Annotated in this window: 11 protein-coding genes; 3 read left to right on the forward strand and 8 right to left on the reverse strand. The window is 47.9% G+C overall.

What is annotated here, in order from left to right; genetic code table 11:
• Position 1: 1 nt before the first annotated feature.
• The 8 genes from CPIN_RS23915 to CPIN_RS23950 form a co-directional block, all read right to left on the reverse strand.
• Positions 2-1,372: an SGNH/GDSL hydrolase family protein gene (locus CPIN_RS23915; protein WP_012792423.1), complete on the reverse strand. Its 1,371-nt coding sequence runs from the start codon at positions 1,370-1,372 to the stop codon at positions 2-4.
• Positions 1,373-1,382: 10 nt separating this feature from the next.
• Positions 1,383-3,875: a glycoside hydrolase family 38 C-terminal domain-containing protein gene (locus CPIN_RS23920; protein WP_012792424.1), complete on the reverse strand. Its 2,493-nt coding sequence runs from the start codon at positions 3,873-3,875 to the stop codon at positions 1,383-1,385.
• 8 nt (positions 3,876-3,883) lie between these two features.
• A complete protein-coding gene (locus tag CPIN_RS23925) occupies positions 3,884-5,371 on the reverse strand; it encodes a RagB/SusD family nutrient uptake outer membrane protein (protein ID WP_012792425.1) in 1,488 nt (495 codons plus the stop codon).
• A gap of 16 nt (positions 5,372-5,387) precedes the next feature.
• Positions 5,388-8,642: a SusC/RagA family TonB-linked outer membrane protein gene (locus CPIN_RS23930; RefSeq protein WP_187294687.1), complete on the reverse strand. Its 3,255-nt coding sequence runs from the start codon at positions 8,640-8,642 to the stop codon at positions 5,388-5,390.
• Positions 8,643-8,758: 116 nt separating this feature from the next.
• Positions 8,759-9,745: a FecR family protein gene (locus CPIN_RS36980; protein ID WP_012792427.1), complete on the reverse strand. Its 987-nt coding sequence runs from the start codon at positions 9,743-9,745 to the stop codon at positions 8,759-8,761.
• Positions 9,746-9,792: 47 nt separating this feature from the next.
• Positions 9,793-10,410: an RNA polymerase sigma-70 factor gene (locus CPIN_RS23940; RefSeq protein WP_012792428.1), complete on the reverse strand. Its 618-nt coding sequence runs from the start codon at positions 10,408-10,410 to the stop codon at positions 9,793-9,795.
• An 83-nt stretch (positions 10,411-10,493) separates the two neighbouring features.
• Positions 10,494-12,761, reverse strand: coding sequence for a GH92 family glycosyl hydrolase (locus tag CPIN_RS23945; RefSeq protein ID WP_012792429.1), 2,268 nt, complete (start codon positions 12,759-12,761; stop codon positions 10,494-10,496).
• 245 nt (positions 12,762-13,006) lie between these two features.
• Entirely contained in the window at positions 13,007-14,674 is a 1,668-nt protein-coding gene (locus CPIN_RS23950) for a DUF5005 domain-containing protein (RefSeq protein WP_012792430.1), read from the reverse strand.
• A 169-nt stretch (positions 14,675-14,843) separates the two neighbouring features.
• On the opposite strand from CPIN_RS23950, the gene CPIN_RS23955 reads away from it, so the two are divergent.
• From CPIN_RS23955 to CPIN_RS23965, 3 genes are read left to right on the forward strand one after another with little or no spacing between them, the layout of a single operon-like run.
• On the forward strand, positions 14,844-15,167 hold the full coding sequence (locus CPIN_RS23955; RefSeq protein WP_012792431.1) for an ArsR/SmtB family transcription factor: 324 nt from the start codon (positions 14,844-14,846) through the stop codon (positions 15,165-15,167).
• Positions 15,168-15,173: 6 nt separating this feature from the next.
• Positions 15,174-15,656, forward strand: coding sequence for an SRPBCC domain-containing protein (locus CPIN_RS23960; RefSeq protein ID WP_012792432.1), 483 nt, complete (start codon positions 15,174-15,176; stop codon positions 15,654-15,656).
• On the forward strand, positions 15,649-16,044 hold the full coding sequence (locus CPIN_RS23965) for a DoxX family protein (RefSeq protein WP_012792433.1): 396 nt from the start codon (positions 15,649-15,651) through the stop codon (positions 16,042-16,044). Before CPIN_RS23960 ends, CPIN_RS23965 begins: the two co-directional genes overlap by 8 nt.
• Positions 16,045-16,064 lie beyond the last annotated feature (20 nt).

Genomic DNA, 16,064 nt, shown 5'->3' on the forward strand with positions numbered 1-16,064 from the left:
ATTAAATTTTAACGATCTCAATTTTATGGCTGACAGGTTTATTCAAACGATATACCAGATTGATGATCAGGTCAATCTCTTCCTGCCAGTGTGTACGCAGTTCCTTGTACATCGCCGTTTCATAATTCTCTTCGTGGTAACGCAACATGCCGTCTTTCTGTGCCTGCTGGCGAACGCTATCCAATGCTGCGGCATCATCCTGCATACGCATGTTCTTTTTATCAAAGAAATTGCCCTGTACCCAGTAATAACGGCGCAGGCGTGATTCCGTTTCCATCCGGCGCATATTCAACTGCATGATAGAAAGCGCCTGTTTATACTGAGGCGTCTCCTGCTGGGTCGCCAGGTTAATGCCTTTTTCAAATGCAGCAGCAGACCATTTACCGATCGGATGACCATCTATCAGGAGACGATAGTCTCCGGCTGGTAGTCCGGCGACAGCCAACATTTCCCGGTTAAAGTCTTCGGTGAAAGGAATCCAGTTCAGAGCGTCGGATTGCTTCTGGTCATTTCCCCATATACGGGATACGGTATCCATCGGGAATGGCAAAGCAGCCGCCAGGTAATCAAAACTGATTTTTCCTGCACTGGCATTCAGACCGCTTACTTTACAGTTCTGTGCCTGCTTTAATTTACCTCCGTCGATACGTACATCAGCTACCGGCTGACCACTCAGTCCCTGACTTTTCAGAAACAGGGAAGCCATCACCAGATGCCCTGCATTACCTGGATGGATCCTGTCCGGACCGATCATCGTAAATGTAGCGTCTTTTTCCTGAAGACGGGCATTTAAAGCCGTCATCGGACGGAAAAGATCTACAAATGGCCATTTATTTTTTTGCGCGGCAGCTTCCTGGAAAGCCACTACTTCCTGCATCGCTTTAGACTTGCCTTTAAAATAGTTGCCTTTGATCTTCGCCGTTTCATCATAAGGAGGAGAAGACATCAGGATCTTTTGCAGATCAGGCAGTTGCAGCAGGCGTTGTTCTATCTGCTCATAACTGCGACGGGAAGCTTCAATACGTTCACGTGCCGTCTTATCTGCATCATCGCTGTTAAACTCAAAATAACCGGTATCATTCATCCCGAATGTCAACACCAGCGTATTAGGCTTTTTAGCAAGAATATCATAGTCCAGCCTTCTGTACATATCAGCTGCTTTATCACCACCAATACCGCCATTCATAATGACCAGTTTTCTGTCGGGAAAATGCGTCATGTAATAGAGATAAACATAAGACACATAAGCGCCGGCTTCTGTGATACTGTTGCCTACAAAGATCACGCGGTCATGCTGCTGGAAGGGTTTCACCTGGGCGGCAGCAGATAGTGATGCCAGACAAAGTGAAACGGAATAGAGTACTTTCTTCATATGGAGCGGATTAATGTTGAATATTTATATTTTTTAAACGAATGGTGCGGATACCGAAACGAGGTATCGCTAAACGGATGACTGTATTACCAGTCTGTTGTACTGCCGGAAGCGTTTCCAGTGCCTGACCATCCAGTCGTTCCAGGATGACCGCAGAAGCCGTACCGGAAACTGACAAGGTATGTTCCCTGTTATCACCGGCAGCATTATACACACGGATCAACAGATCATCTCCATCCATCATCATCGCAGGTACCTGCCAGCGCTGATCGGCCACCGAGAGCAGGGAAAATGCAGCTTCGCCGGTAGCAGGCAATAATTCCAGTGGTTCACACCAGCGGGCAGCTTCTTCACTCACGCCACCTTTATCCCATGCCCCGCTATGGGGAAGAATCGCATAGTGTACGTCTGTGGGTCCTGTCACATTATAATTGCGGCCCCATAATGCAGTACCGGTAAATTGCACCGTAAAGCCCAGCGGATAGTTTTCTCCATGTACATAACTCGTCGTATGATCCGCAAAGAGTGCCAGTCCGGTCTTTCCATCTGTCACATCAGCCCAGTGTAACAATACATTATTCTTGATGCTATCCCAGCTACTGAAAAAAGTATTTGTCAACCGGCTCGCTGTTACATCATACGGCGCATCTTTACTTAACTGCTGCTGTGCCAGATTGAGCGGAAGCAGGATCTGTAATTTGAAACTGTCGTTATAAAATGCTTTGTGATAATCTTCCACCCGATAATGCTTTGCCGGAGGCGCACCAATACCTGGTTCACCCTGCCAGTCAATTTTCAGCTGCATATCTATGCGGCTTGTGGAATTCGCTAAGGTGATCAGTTGCGTAAACGGATGTCCGCCAATAGCACCTTTGATCTCTACTACCGTCTGTGCAGGATTGTTTTCTTTCAGCCTTACAACAGCCGCCGTATCAGTGCTGGAACGCCAGGCCGATTGCTGATAGAAATAGCCCCTCAGTTCATTAAAACTGCGCGGATGTTTACGGTCTACCATTTCCCGGTTGTTCAGTTGTTTCGCAATCAGACTGGTAATAATCCCTCCTCTGGCCGGATCTATGAGCATCCGGTATTGATCTGTCTCTATCTGGTAACGACCATCTGCTAATTGTCTGTTGCGTGTTGGAGCAGCAGCAGTCTTTGCACCTTCACTGATATGATAAACATTGAATCCCATCGGCGCCACACTGGCTTTAAATATCAGTGAACCATCCCGCTGTATATAGGCTTTTACCGCCTTGCCCTTGTTATCAGTCACCTTTGCCGAAGCGCCTTTATAAGCTGGTACCACGACCCACTCTTCTCTTGCAATGGCAGTTGTGTTGAGCACACGTACAGCACGGCTTGTCTCCGTTCCCCGCAACAGAATACTATCACTCACACGGAGCGTATTATCCGTCCAGTGCTGCACCTTGTCTATCCAGGTATCGCCTTTACGGCCATTATAAGGCACGATCCAGCAGTCATGATGCTGCGAGAGTAACAAAGTCTTCCAGGCACTATCCAGGGCCGCCTTGGGCCAGGGACCATGCTGTACCAGCGAACTGATAGCTGCGTACTTTTCTGCGGCCGCCAGTTTATTCTCTGCCTGTCTGACCTGCTGTGCGATACGTTGCAAAGCCTGTGCGCCCCATACAAGACTCACCTGCACGTCTTCCTGACTGAATGCCCATACGGCAGCATGTTGCGTATCTGCTACATGACCGATATAATGACGCCAGGTTTCATATATCGCCTGTTGTTTTAACCAGGGACCATTACGCCAGCCGGCGTCCTGTAAACACATCCCTATTGGCTGCCGGATACCGGCAGCAAGCGCTGATTGTATATACTCGCTGCTGTTATTCCAGGCGGTCGTCTGCCAGGTGGAATTGGGCAACAATGCTTCTGCCCCGTATCTCGGCACGGTGGGTACTATGCTGCCGTCAGGTCCCTGCCATTGTACCACTTCACCACCAAAGGCACGGGTATATCCACCCCAGCAGGTATTCGGGTTTTTAAGAGACGCATATTTAAAGCCAAGGGATAACAGCACCTGCGGCAATGCACTGGTAAAACAGGGCTCTTCACTGGAATAAGTACTAAAAACGGCGCCCGGAAAATGCTGTCTGATATGCTGCATCCCGTAACTGAACTGCCGGATCATACTCTCGCCAGAACCGGTGTACAGATAGCTTTGTCCATAACCCGGATTGACATATTCGATCCTACCTGCATCTGACTGATCGGCAAATAACTGTTGCAGCCTGGCATATGCAGCCGGCTCTTCCACCCTTGCCACATCCCAGGTTTCAGGTTCAATTTCCAGGTTGATCTTCCATGCAGGATGCGCCTCTAATTGCGCTACAATGTATTGGGTATATCCTGCCGGATAGTGTCCGTACTTGCCGCCATGATAACCATCGATAAAATAGTGTTGCTGGGCAATGGACTGCCCCACCCCAACGGTGCATAACACCGCGAGGAAAAGAATAGTATGTTTCATCTTGTCGTTTAAAGTGCTAAATCCGGGTTTTTCTGAACTTCCGCTAATGGCAGCGGAAACGTAAGGTCTTTCAGTTCAAAGGCCCGTAGGTGATTCGGTGCTTTGTATCCTAACAGGTTGGTCATCGTACCGTTGGCCACATCAAACGCTTTACGTGTGCGCAACATATCATACCATGTCTGAAATTCAAAACAAAGTTCCCAGTATCTCTCTTTCAGAATATCGTCTGTTGTTAATATTGTTGGTTGCCCTGCTGCCGGAAACGCACGCTGACGTACCGCATAATAAGCCGCAATCGCTGCCGCATCTGTGGTACTTCCGCCATCCAGCTGACTCTTTGCTTCTGCACATAACAACAGCACATCTGCATAACGTATCAGCGGAAAGTTAGCGCCCGAACGGCCTGTTTTTTCTGCATCCGCATCCCAGAACTTAAAAATATAAGGATCTGAAAACGTGATAATCTCTGTAGGATTATCATATCGCGGATAGCGGGTATAATAAAACGCCTGTTCCTGTTTACGGCCATCATTCGCCGCGTAAGAGTTATAGAAAGCCAATGTCGGCGCCATCGCTCCTCCATAAGCCGGCTGTATGGAAATCGGCTCAGTAGGATATGGCAGATACGCACCATGAATATTACTCTCCGCCATCGTCGGATGACGTTGTAACATAAAGATGTTTTCTCCCGTATTCATCTTCGCCGGATCACGGAGATCTTCATAAGTCTCAAACAGATTAAACTGTCTGCTGTTAATCACCTCCAGCGCCTTCTCATATGCCTTTCCGTAATACGTGATCCCTCGTTGCATCGGGTAACCAGCCATTGTCAGGTATACTTTCGCCAGTAATGACTTCACCGTTCCCAGACTAACATGCCCGCTCCGATCTATCCAGGGCAGACCGCTACCCTCAGCTTTCAGCAGGTCTTTTACAATCTGATCATACACCGCTTCCTTTGGTGAACGGCGGATCTTCACATCATTCGGATCTTTCGTAGTAGTCAGTTTCAAAGGTATATCTCCGAAGAGCTGTACTCCCTGGAAGTAATACCAGGCACGCATAAAATACGCCTGTCCCAGATACCGTTGTTTGGTCGTCTCATCTATCAACGTACTGACACTCACATTTTCTATCACACTATTACAATTCTCAACCGGATAATAAGTCGCATTCCACCATGCCTGCAACCTGGAATTAGCTGCATCCAGTCTGTCTAACCGCAGGAACTGATCATCTTCAAAACCCGAAGGTCTTGGGCGTCGGCTGTAGCCGGTGACATACTCCAGAGAATACACCGGACTAACAGCTACGCCAATATTCTCAGCATAGGGAAGCGACAGGCCCTCATAGGTTCCATTGACAGCCGCTTTGATCTGTTCTGCCGTTTTATAGTAGTCGTCCAGCCCCAGCGAACCAGATGGCTGTTCATCCAGAAAATTGACGCAGGACGTTAAGACCGTCAGCAACGGCAGCAGGAAGCGCATTCGTTTCATATCTCAATTCCTTTATTCAAAATGTAACATTTAGTGTGAACGCCATCGTCTTTGCCTTCGGATACTGGTACAGATCAACGCCCTGGTTAAAGTCTCCGTCAAAAGAAGACGCCTCCGGATCATATCCTTTGTATTTCGTGAAGAGAAAATAATTCTCCGCACTCACACCCAGTACCGCCGATCTCAGATGACAGCGTTTCAGCCATACCGATGGCAAACGATAACCCAAGGTGATATTACGCACCCGCAGGAACGATCCTTTCTCGATATTATAACTGTCGATCTCACTGTCAAAACCATCACCTGGTAAACGCAAGGCAGCATTCATTGTGCCCTGATGTTCCGGTGTCCAGGCATCCAGCAGACTACTGTAACTATTCGTGACAGGCGCCGCGTTTTCCATGATCAATCGTGTCAGGTTCGCCAGACTATGCCCGTATATCACCTGCAGATCGAGAGCCAGGGAGAAATTCCGGTAGTTGACTGTATTCACAATACTACCTTCGAAATCAGGCATTCCATTCCCCAATACGGTACGGTCGCCCGCGTCTTTCACCTTATTATGATTCAGATCTGCATATTTGAGATCGCCCGGTTTCTTCCCGTATACAGCCGCTTCCGCAGCTTCATTTGTACCCCAGGTGCCCAGTCGCTGATAACCGTAGAATTCATTTAAGGGCCTTCCCTCCATGATACGTCCTGCCCACGGATACATGATATCTCCGTTCAGGTTTAGCACCAGCGAACGGTTCATGGAATAGATCAGTGAAGTATTCCAGGAGAAATTCTTTCTGCGGATGTTCTCCGTGGTCAATGACAATTCAAGTCCCCTGTTACGGATCGATCCTATATTATCAAATACTCCTTCATATCCGGAAGTAGATGGCAACAGCTTAAAATACAGCAGGTCTTTGGTGATCCTGTTATAGACATCGGCGGTGAACTGTACCCTTCTATCCAGCAAGGTAGCATCCACACCAAGATTCAGCTGATGCGCCCTCTCCCATTTGAGATCCCGGTTACCCAATCCGCCGAGTGTGGCAGAAGGTTCTACCTGTCCGCCAAAAGGCGTTTGCCCACTATTAATTCTGCTCTGTGTCACATAATCGCCGATATCAGAATTACCCACAATACCATAGCTGACACGGAGTTTCAGACTGTTAATGCTACGCACATCCCGCAGGAAAGGCTCTGACGATAAACGCCAGGCGGCCGAAAAACTGGGGAAGTAACCATAGCGGTTATTGGCGCCAAAACGCGAGGATCCATCCGCCCGCAGGGATATCCCGAACAGGTAGCGGTTATCGTAGTCATAGTTGAACCGCATGTAAAACGAATTCATCGCATTCCGGCTTGATCCGGAGCTTGGCCGCTGTGGCACCAGACCTGTCTGCAGACTATTATACGAGAAGAAATCATCAAAGAAGCCTTCGCTGCCTGCCTGTGTATTCATACTGGCAAAGTAATACCAGCTGGCGCCGGCCACGCCTGTCAGATGATGTTTCCCGAAATTATCCTTCCAGGTAAAATAATCTTCCGAAGTCCAGGAGCCTGTCTGACCATGCCCCCGTGTAGCCACCCCCTGTTGTACATCGGAATAACCGATGATATCCCTGCCGGAGAAATATAAATTATAGCTGGCGCCTGTTTGTCCGCTGATACCTGCGGTAAATTGCAGCTTAGGACTCAGGTAAAAGGTCGCCAGCAGATTGCCCATGGTATAGGTACGTCCTGCTACGGATTGTACCTCATTCATCAGTCTCACCGGGTTTTCAGAGCTCTCTGCCCCCGGATAATCTGCTTTCCGGGAATAAGTGCCATCCGGGTATCTCACCGGGAAAAAAGGCAGAAATTCATAGATCTGGCGCACGGCATTCAGGCCAAACGTATTAATATCGACGTTATTCTGCTTGAATGCACCGCTGTTAAGCACCGTCTGAATGTGCAGCCATTTCTTTACGTTCCAGCCGAGATTGATAAACCCATTCACCTGACGGGAATAACTGTTGATCAGAATTCCCTGTTGATCGCTAAATGAAAGTCCTGCCAGTGCAGAAATATCTTCTTTACCTAATGAAAACGACAACGCATGTTCATGTGATACCGCCAGGCGACTGGCTTCTTTCTGCCAATCCGTATTATACTTAGGCGTACCATCTGCATTGAACAGATCTTCCTTCCGGGAAAACTGTCTGTCAGGATCAAGATGCGGTGCGATACGGCCAGGCTGATATGCGTATTCACGCCTGAACATTTCCAGGGCTTCATTTGCATCCATCAGGTCTATCTCCCTGGCCAGTGTAGCAAAACTGAGGGTATTACGGAAAGAGATGGCCGGTGTGTTTTTACCGCCCTTCTTTGTGGTGATCGCAATCACCCCGTTTGAACCCCTGGCCCCATAGATCGCCGAAGCTGCCGCATCTTTGAGCACATCCACTGACTCAACAATGTTTGGATCGATGTTCATAGGGTCAGCGCCTACAATGCCATCAACCACATATAGCGGACCGTTATACGCATTGATAGAACCGGTTCCCCTGATCTTCACGATCGGATTACCACCCGGTTTCCCCGAATTGATCATCACACTGACACCTGCCACCTTACCAGCCAGTCCCTGCATGACATTTAAAGTCGTCGCCCTTTCATTCAGCTGCTCACCCTTTACGGTGCCGATGGCCGTGGTCAGGTTCTCTTTATTGGCAGAACCATAACCGATCACCACGACTTCCCGGAGCGCAGAGGAACCAGGCTGTAAGACAATGTCCTGAGGAGCTGACAGTGAAACGGCGGTTTCCTGATCCTGGAACCCCAGCAGGGAGAAACGTAAAGTGTCTCCCGGACCGGCTTCAATACGGAACACGCCTTCTTCGTCCGTGATCACCCTGCGTGCAGTACGTTTTACGATAATACTGACGCCAGGCAATACATGTCCTTCCGCATCCGATACACGACCTGTGTGTAACAGCCGTGGAGCTGCGCTGTTCACAGGCTTCCTTTCCTCAAGGATCAATATATTACTACCCCTCAGCTCATATTGTAAAGGCGGAGGCAGCAGTCTGAGCACCTGCTCAACTGAAATATTTTTTTTGCTGATGGTGACCTTACCGCTCCGGGCGATTTCCGACGGATTGAATACAAACCGGAATGCGGTAGCGGCTTCGATCTGTTCAAATACTTTATCGAAGGACTGATTGACGACCTGTATGTCAACCATTGTACGTCTCAGATCTCTTTCTGTACCTGTTTGTGCAAAAACATTTCCAATCATCACTAAAGCGCATAGGAATAACAGGCAGGCCATTTTAATGGCGCGCAAATGCAGACACTCCGCAATTCTCTTTTCATAACTTCCCATTATCACGTCATCCGAACAGTTGGATCCGGTCAATGATGTGGCTGCGCATCATACACCAGGTATTCCTCACTACCTGGTTCCTTCCGGTAGTTGAAACCATATATATCGCATAACATGCGTAGAATGTCCTTTATAGGCTCATCCTTGCCGAATCTGGCAGAAAGCAGGGCGGAAGCTGTTTTTTGTCCGTCGAAGCGGATATGCGCCTTATAACGGCGTTCCAGCGTACGGGCAATACTTTCAAAACTGGCATTTTTAAAGACCAGCAGCCCCTCCCTCCAGGCGCCAAAATCAGCCGCACTGATATCGTATCTGTTTATGCTGTCAGCCGTCGCCTTGTAAACGGCCTGTTGATTGGCAGCAATGGCAACGTCTGTATTTTTCTCCGTCCTGACCGCCACCTTACCGCTACTGACGGTTACAGTGATCGAATCTGCCGGCGCATAAGCGTCAATATTAAAACTGGTACCCAGTACCTGTACATCGAGTTGGCCGGTATGTACCAGGAAACCCTCTTCCTGCCGGGGCGCGATTTCAAAGTACCCTTCCCCTTCCAGCCATATCTCACGGCCATGCTGCTGCGCATAGCGGATTTTACTATCCGCATTCAGCCAGATGATACTGCTGTCCGGCAATGTGATCTTCCTGATATTGCCCTTCTCCACCGTTTCCGTGATCATCGTACCGGCAACTCCCTGCTCGGCCATGCGGTTAACGGCATAATATACACCGCCTGCTGCCAGCAGCACCGCCACGCTGGCGGCTGCCCACCAGTAACGCGCACGCGACCGGAGCACCCGTAACGGCGCCTGTGCCTGACTGATTTCCCGATGAATACGGGAAAAGAGCAGTTGCTCCAGCGCCACCTGCCGATCTGCGTTTAATTGTTCCGTGACGCCCTTATGCGACGCGAAAGACGCATACCATGCATCTACCTCACTGATCTCCTCCGCAGAGGCCGTACCATCGAGATATTTATCTAATAATTCTTTTAACCTGGTGTTGCTTATGTCCATAGTTTCTAAACATTAGACACCTGAAAAGGGTCCTACCGCCACTGTATTTAAAATTTGCTGAAAATTTCCCATCCAAGCACTACCAACAGCATCAGCCAGAACAGTGTAAAGTTATATTCTTTCAGGCGTGAACGCAGTATTTTCAATGCTTTCACCATGTGTTTCTCCACAGTGTTCACCGATATGCCGAGCCTTTGTGCTATATGCTGATACGACAGGTGCTCCTTCCGGCTCAGGAAAAAGACCTCCCGGCATTTTTCCGGCATCCCCGCACAGGAAGCATCGATCTGCTCCTGTAACTCTTTCAGTTGCAGATTGGTGGCGGCATCAGCCTGATACAGGCCAGTGTCTGCCAGCATATGCTGCTGATAAGTGTTACGCACAACTTCAGCCCGTACTGCGTTCAGTACTTTATTTTTTAATGAGATATGCAGATAATTGCGGAGAGAGGTCCGGAGTTCAATCGTTTCCCTTTTCAGATACAGGTTCACAAGCAGGCTTTGAACCAGTTCCATGGCAGTTTCCTGTACTTTTACGCGGCGATAGGCCGCATCCAGCAACTCCTGCCAGAAACGTCTGAAAATTTCTTCGAATGCTTTGTCGTCCCCCTTCTTCACGAGCAGGAACACCTCTTCATCGGTAAACGTGGAATAATCTTGTCGCATCGCCTGAGTTCAAACTACCAGCTAATATAATCGTTTTAGCACAAGTTTCTAAATCTCCCCGGAAATTAGCGATGCGGAGATTTTCAACGCCTGCTGATGGAATAAGGTTTGTCCGCTGCTTCCAGTCCACGGCCCTTCGCCGGCTCCTTTCCCATTTCCAGTACCAGCACCCCGCCATTGGTAATATCAGTGTGCCGGATCCAGTTATGGGAATACGGACGGCCATTAAGGGTGGCAGAATGTATATACACATTCTCCGGACTGTTATGACGCGCCTCTACGACAAACTGTTTCCCGTTTTCCAAAGTGAGTGTGACCTTCGGGAACACCGGACTACCAATTACATACTCATCCGTACCCGGACACACACTATAAAAACCCAGCGCGCTCATGACATACCAGGAAGACATCTGCCCCTGGTCCTCATCACCGGGATAACCGTCCGGACCTGCATTATACAGTCGTTTCATAACATCTCTTGCATGTGCCTGTGCCTTCCACGGCTGACCTGCATAATTATACAGGTAGATCATATGCTGTACCGGCTGATTGCCATGCGCATATTGTCCCATCTCCGCATTGACCATCTCCGTCATTTCATGGATCATCTGACCGTAATAGCCGACGTCCACCTTATTCCCGGTACTGAAAACGGAATCCAGTTTAGCAATAAAACGGGCTTCCCCTCCCATCAGATCTATCAGCCCCTGTACATCATGAAATACCGACCATTGCCAATGCCAGGCATTACCTTCTGTATATGGACCACCCCATTTCACGGGATTAAAATCTTCCACCCAGCTGCCATCCAGTTTACGCCCACGCATAAAACCGGTGGTACTGTCGTACTGATTTTTATAATTGTAAAGGCTACGCCCGAACACATACTGATAGAATTGATTCCCTGTCAGCTTTGCCAGTTGATAAGCACAGAAATCATCATATGCATATTCCAGCGTCTGGGAAGTACTGCCATGTGATTCCGGAAAGCTGACATAACCCAGCTGATAATACTCCTTCCAGCCCGCACGACCATTAGCGCCACCCCAGGGGCCTTTATTCATGGCTTCATGGAAATAGGCGTCCAGTGCCTGCTTAGGATCAAATGTCCGGATCCCTTTTACCCAGGCATCCGTCAACAGGGAAATGGCATGATTACCCAGCATACCACCCGTCTCTCCGGGGAAAGACCAGGCCGGGAACCAGCCGCATTGTTGTTGTGCATCCAGTAATGCCTGCATATAACGACCTTCCATCGTCGGATGCAGAATCGTATTCAGCGGAAACTGGGCACGGAAAGTATCCCAGAAACCATTATCCGTATACATATAACCATTGTGTACCTTGCCATCGTAAGGACTGAAATAGTGAGGTGCGCCCTGTGCATCATATTCGAAGAACTGGTGTGAAAACAGATTAGCGCGGAACAGACAGGAATAGAAAGTAGCTCTATCTTCTTCGGAACCGCCTTCCACCAGTACCCGGTTGAAAAGCGTACTCCAGGTTTTATTAGCCGCTGCCCTTGTCTGTTCGAGGTTCTTAAACCCGGCCAGCTCCTTTTGCCAGGTCAGCTCCGCCTGTTCGGTACTGATATAGGAAGAAGCAACCCTCGCCTGTACCTTTGTGCCACTACGGAAGCGGATAAATGCGCCCATCCCCTTTCCTTCTCCGGTGAGAGAATCCGCAAAAATCTGTCCTTTCACATTCTCCCAGGTACCAGCCGCTTCAAAAGGCTGATCAAAAACGATCACAAAATAGTTCCTGAAATTTTGCGGGATAAACCGTCCGTTCGTCACATACCCGGTGATCTTTCTTTCCGCCGGATAGATCTTTACACCACTCAGCGCGTTATAACCATCCAGTACAACATATGCCGGTGTTTTTGCCGGAAAAGAGAAACGCAGATGTGCTCCTCTCTCTGTAGGTGTCACTTCCGCAGTTGTTTTATTTTCAAAGGTCACTTTATAGTAATCCGGTCTGGCCGTTTCATCTTTATGACTAAACGCGGCCGCGCGTTGTTCCTCGTTTACTTTCAGGGTTCCTGCCACCGGCATCAGGCTGAATACCGCATAATCTCCTACCCATGGACTACACTGATGCACCTGCTGAAAACCACGGATCGTTGTAGCCTTATACTGGTATTTCCAGCCATCGCCGTTATTGCCGGTCTGTGCGGACCAGGCGTGCATACCGAAAGGCAGACCCGTCGTTGGATAAGTATTCCCGTGACTAAGGGCATATTCAGAATTTGTACCCTGCAAAGTATTCGCATAAGCTACCAGATCCTTTTGTTGTGCAGACGCCATTAACCCGGCGCCGCATAACAACGTTGTCATAATTTCCCTAAGCATAAAATATAATGATGTTTAATCGTCGTTGAGACACCTGTTTATATTAGACACGTGAAATGGCGGTTACCGCCAGTGGAAATTAGGAATTAGGAATTAACAATTAGGAATTGTACAGCAATACCCGTCAGTAGATCAAAAAGGCGCTTCCTTTAAAACATCTGTTTATTCCTTTGGAGGCATTTTAATTCAATTCCTAATTCCTAATTGTTAATTCCTAATTCACTGTAAGAGAGCCCCTATACACCCTACAGCCCTATCTTCGAATAAGGCACTCTGATCCCCTTCAGCCTGTAATAATACGGATCCAGCCATGCACCTTCGCAACCATCCAGTCCGCAGGCAGAGAAGTTGACACTATACGTCAGCAACAACTCATTTCTGCCGTTGTTAAACTCCGGATGAATCACAGGCGTATAATAACGGGTGTATTGCTCCTTAAAGTACTCCAGGATAGTATATACCTTGATCTGTGCGGTAAATGGTCCTGTAGGAGAAGTAGAGGTAGCAATATACACGCTTCTGTCAGGATCGCAATTGAATCCCTGATCCAGTGTCATGAGGATATATTTGCCATTCAGATAGGCTACACTGTTACTACCTCTGGCGTCCGCAATCTTTGAAGCAGCGCCTGCGGCCGGACTGGAAGTCCATGCCGATCCACTCCAATACTGCCATTGCAGCGGATTATTTTCAGCAAATCTGGCGACATGTATATAACTGCCATAACCGAAACTCGTCGCTTCGCTTCCGAAAGCATATACATATCCATCGCCTGGTTTTACCAGGCCGGTAGAATAACTGATAGCGGTATAATTATTAAATCCATTCGGCATCAGACGTTCGGCAGTCCATTGTGTAGTGGCGCTCTGCGTCAGCCGGTACAGGGATTGATTGGTCGCATTCAGACCATTCCCTTCACCGCACTGCATATAGACTTTATCACCGATCTCTACACCCGGACCAGGCCAGCTCCAGGTAGTACCCGACTGTATATTACAGATCTGTTTGGGTTTACCGGAAGTACTGTTAGGAATGGTCATATTAGGTGCGTTGTTCGGAGTCCAGTCTGTTTTCGACGGCTGTATAAATATGGAGTTATTATAACTGAAGAAATGACCACAGTTGAACATACCGTTGGACTGTACCTGCGATCCATCCCAGGCGTCTTGTGTTACCCATAGTACTTTTCCGTTGTTAGCACCCCATGTCAGCGGAATCGTATTGCCCTGGTCAAAGGCAGCGGATCCCAGACTGGCACTGTTACGGTTAAAGAAACGTACGACCTGGTCGTCACGATAGGTATCTGGTGTAATCTCAGTGATCGTCCAGTACTGTTTATTATCACTCGCAGTTGTCTCCTGTATGACCTGCGCACCATTACTGGTAGACCCACCTGCTACTGACAAGGATAAGCTGTTACCTTTGTTGACGATGCGGTATTGTCCGCCACCAATATCGGTAAGGCTCCATAATTGCTGATCAGCTAACAGGGGGAAAGCGGCATATTGCTGCAATACCGTACCAGATGTGCCGCTGGCAGACGGAACGTCTATCAGTTTACCACTGTGCAGGTTACGGATGTGATAATATCTCGTACCATTAACTGTAGTCTGATAAATCAGGTGCCATTTCTGCCACCTGTTTGTTTCTGTACCCGAGAGGGAAGTCTCCCATTGCTGCAGCAATGCGTTGTCTTTAAATTTAGCGTTTTGCACAGGATTTCCTGCTACTTCCAGGAATTTGCTGCTCTTGACATTTTTGATGCTCACAGTAATATAATCAGCGGTAATCGCCTGACTGATACCTACTGTATTATCAGCGTTCTGTGGTTTTTCAACTGGCGTCAGCAAACCTTGTTTGCAGGCCATGAATGTCAGCAGACTCATTACCAGCAATGCTGGACTCTTTTTCATAATGTGGATTTTAAAGGTTAAGTATGAGGTTGATAACAAGTGTATAGGCGCTCTCCACTTTATTAGACACCTGTAGCAATGATATCCGCCATTCTTTTCCTTCCTTCTCAGAAAATAAATTTGCGTAGCCAAATAACTACACATATATTTGTAGTCAAATAGCTACATAATGAACCTAAGACGTGATGTATTTCAGGCTATAGCAGACCCTACCAGACGAGCCATCCTGCTATTAGTGGCTTCGCAGTCCCTGACAGCAGGCGCAATAGCGGCTAACTTCGATACAGCAAGACCGACGGTATCGAAACATCTGCAGATATTGATTGAATGTGAACTACTGGAACAGGAACAGAGTGGCAGAGAGATCTATTATCACCTGAACCCTAAGAAGATAAAAGAGATTGCGGACTTCATCGAACCTTTCCGGCAATTATGGGATGACAGGTTTAACAAATTAGAAGCGATCATGAAAAACTACAAACCTAAAAAATAGCACGCTATGGAAGCGAAAACCAAAGTCCACGCCGAAGACGGCAGACAAGAAGTCATTATTACAAGGGATTTTGACTTACCCGTAGAACTGCTTTTCACTGCATATGTAGAACCCGAAATCATTGAACAATGGATGAATACCAAAGTGCTGAAACTGGAAAATCAGAAGTATGGCAGCTGGGAATTTCAGACCTCAGATCCTAAAGGGAATGTAGTATTCACTGCGAATGGGGTCTATCATGAATTCATCCCCAACGAAAAGATCACACGCACATTTGAAATGGATAATATGTCATTGGGTGCACAACTGGAATTTCTTGAATTCCGGAAACTGAGCGATGATACCAGCAGATTGACAATGCACGTAGTATACAAATCTGTTGCTGTCAGAGACCAGTTGATGCAGTTACCTTTCCGTCAGGGTATCAATATGGCACACAATAAATTACAGGAAATCGTAAACAAACTAAAAACTTCACATCATGAGTAAGCGCAATAAAATCATCTATTGGGTAGCCACACTCTGGCTGTCACTGGGAATGGTATCTACGGGTATTGTACAACTGCTCAAAGTAAAAGCAGAAGTAGATGCCTTCACGCACCTGGGCTATCCGGTTTACCTGATGACAATACTCGGTATCTGGAAATTATTAGGTGTCATTGCGGTACTGGTACCACGCTTTCCTTTGTTGAAAGAATGGGCTTATGCGGGATTTTTCTTTGCGATGTCAGGCGCCATCGTTTCACATATTACATTGGGAGATCCTGTTACACAGATCCTTCCCTCCCTCTTATTGCTTACACTGACGATTGTATCCTGGTATTTCAGACCAGCAGAGAGAAGAGTACACGTCAAAACATTACAACCGGCATTCTAAAAAACGGCGACTCCTGCAAT

It is taken from the genome of Chitinophaga pinensis DSM 2588 (genome assembly GCF_000024005.1).
Classification (GTDB): Bacteria; Bacteroidota; Bacteroidia; order Chitinophagales; family Chitinophagaceae; genus Chitinophaga; species Chitinophaga pinensis.

Coding starts and splice junctions, on each gene's coding strand:
- CPIN_RS23940 (WP_012792428.1), bottom strand. CDS start 10,410: ATGCGACAAGATTATTCCACGTTTACCGATGAAGAGGTGTTCCTGCTC.
- CPIN_RS23915 (WP_012792423.1), bottom strand. CDS start 1,372: ATGAAGAAAGTACTCTATTCCGTTTCACTTTGTCTGGCATCACTATCT.
- CPIN_RS23930 (WP_187294687.1), bottom strand. CDS start 8,642: ATGATTGGAAATGTTTTTGCACAAACAGGTACAGAAAGAGATCTGAGA.
- CPIN_RS23960 (WP_012792432.1), top strand. CDS start 15,174: ATGGAAGCGAAAACCAAAGTCCACGCCGAAGACGGCAGACAAGAAGTC.
- CPIN_RS23920 (WP_012792424.1), bottom strand. CDS start 3,875: ATGAAACATACTATTCTTTTCCTCGCGGTGTTATGCACCGTTGGGGTG.
- CPIN_RS23950 (WP_012792430.1), bottom strand. CDS start 14,674: ATGAAAAAGAGTCCAGCATTGCTGGTAATGAGTCTGCTGACATTCATG.
- CPIN_RS36980 (WP_012792427.1), bottom strand. CDS start 9,745: ATGGACATAAGCAACACCAGGTTAAAAGAATTATTAGATAAATATCTC.
- CPIN_RS23945 (WP_012792429.1), bottom strand. CDS start 12,761: ATGCTTAGGGAAATTATGACAACGTTGTTATGCGGCGCCGGGTTAATG.
- CPIN_RS23965 (WP_012792433.1), top strand. CDS start 15,649: ATGAGTAAGCGCAATAAAATCATCTATTGGGTAGCCACACTCTGGCTG.
- CPIN_RS23955 (WP_012792431.1), top strand. CDS start 14,844: ATGAACCTAAGACGTGATGTATTTCAGGCTATAGCAGACCCTACCAGA.
- CPIN_RS23925 (WP_012792425.1), bottom strand. CDS start 5,371: ATGAAACGAATGCGCTTCCTGCTGCCGTTGCTGACGGTCTTAACGTCC.